This is a genomic window from Methylomonas sp. BG-2 (assembly GCF_057766305.1).
In genome coordinates, this window is sequence record NZ_JBYMAP010000443.1 from 1 (window position 1) to 1,646 (window position 1,646).

2 protein-coding genes are annotated in these 1,646 nt (G+C 46.4%); both read right to left on the reverse strand.

Going from position 1 to position 1,646, the window contains the following annotated elements; all coding sequences use genetic code 11:
• On the reverse strand, nt 1–259 hold a 259-nt coding region (locus tag AC3B8H_RS21100; protein WP_488443472.1), incomplete at its 3' end, for a hypothetical protein.
• Nucleotides 260–298: 39 nt separating this feature from the next.
• Nucleotides 299–1,276: a hypothetical protein gene (locus AC3B8H_RS21105; protein ID WP_157204213.1), complete on the reverse strand. Its 978-nt coding sequence runs from the start codon at nt 1,274–1,276 to the stop codon at nt 299–301.
• Nucleotides 1,277–1,646: the final 370 nt, after the last annotated feature.

Below are 1,646 nucleotides of genomic sequence, written 5' to 3' on the forward strand. Positions count from 1 at the left end.
AATTGTCCGATATTTCACCATTTCCATTCAAAAAACCACCCAACATACCCAAGTCATGTGGCGATATATTTCTTAGATCGACATTCGCTAACAGTTTTTTTATTTCGATTGGTTTTAATGCCGCTTGTTGGGCGTCGAACCCTTGACCAATGGGCTGTGTTTTCGAGGTAGTAAACCGATTTTGCCAAGGCATGGCCACAGCTTTATCAAGTAGTTTATATTGATTCGTATTTCCAGTCGAATTCAAGCTGACTATCATTGCATCCTCCTTAGCGTGTATTAGTTCCGAGTTAGAAAGTTAAGCTTGTGTGTCGATCGTCGTGGTTTTGGCAAGTAATTGCAATAACTCGGTGGGCTCGATATTCGGATTTTGCTGCATCTTGGCGAGTCCGGACAAGCGCGACATTTGGTCAATGAGGTTAAGATTACCGTCGGACGAATGCAGTAATGCCAGTTGATAGGCTGCCATGATTTGTTTACGCTCCGTTTTACTAAGATGCTGCCAAGGCTGGTCGGTGGCGTTTTTTGGGGCGTTGGTTCCGGCGTCCCATTTGGCGCCTTGGTAGGGATGATCGACACGGTACAAGGCTTGAGCCAAGCCTGGATCGGATGGGGTAAACGATTGCCTCGCTTTATCGGTCGATTGGCTATTTTGCGAGGTCAGCGCGGGAATGAATTTTTCCAATGCGCCAAAGCTAACGGCGTGCGTCAAACCACTGATTTGCGGGTTCAGCAAATAGGCCAAAAAACCTTTGTCGATGTCGGTGGATTCCACCGAGGGATCGGTCAATATCCGCTTGACCTGCTCGGCGTCTTGAGAATTGTACTTGCCTACCCAAGGATTGCCTTCCGCGTCATAGATACCTGATGAGCCCGCTATCTCCCCGGTGTTATTGCCCGTCGCCTGTAGGAAGCGATAGTTTGCCAAATCAAACGCAAAATGATCGACTTGTTCCAAATCCATACCGCTGGATTGCGAATACTCGTAAGCGCGTTCCATCAGCTTTCTGTCCGCCTGCGTAAGGAAACTGGCGGAATTGCCGCTCAGGTTATTGGTCGTAAACGCCATTGCGACCTCAGGTGTAGCGTACGGATCACTGGTGTGGAACAACCTCGACAACAGCATTGCATGTCCGCTAAAAGTCGCCGTGTCAGTGGTGCTTTTGGATATTGTCGAGTTATCGTTGCCCTGTATTTCATTCGCTTGCGACGCAATTTGTTTCTGCGAAATGGCTGAAGGAGATAACGTGGTGTTCGATGCATTGATGCTGGTCATATTCATTTCTCCAATTTCGAGAAACACTCTAACTACATAGTTTAGCGGCAACAGGTTCTTTTTTTAAATACGTCAACAAAGGCGATACGCAAAAAATACGCATCGCCTGTACACAAATTAATAATGATAATTGACCGTAACGGAGTCAGTTCTTGAGTTTGCTGTTGCGGGGTAAGTGCCTCCAGTTAAAGTATGTCTAATCCAAAAAGTACCTCTAGCACTGAATCCATCGTAAAAATGGACAGTACCTGTCTGGGAGGCGGAAATATTATGACAATACTGAATTGTTGACGAGTAGGGATTGGAATAGCAAATCTCGACCAGTTCCGAAGAGTTACCATTCGGATAAGTTGACCATTGGTACGACACC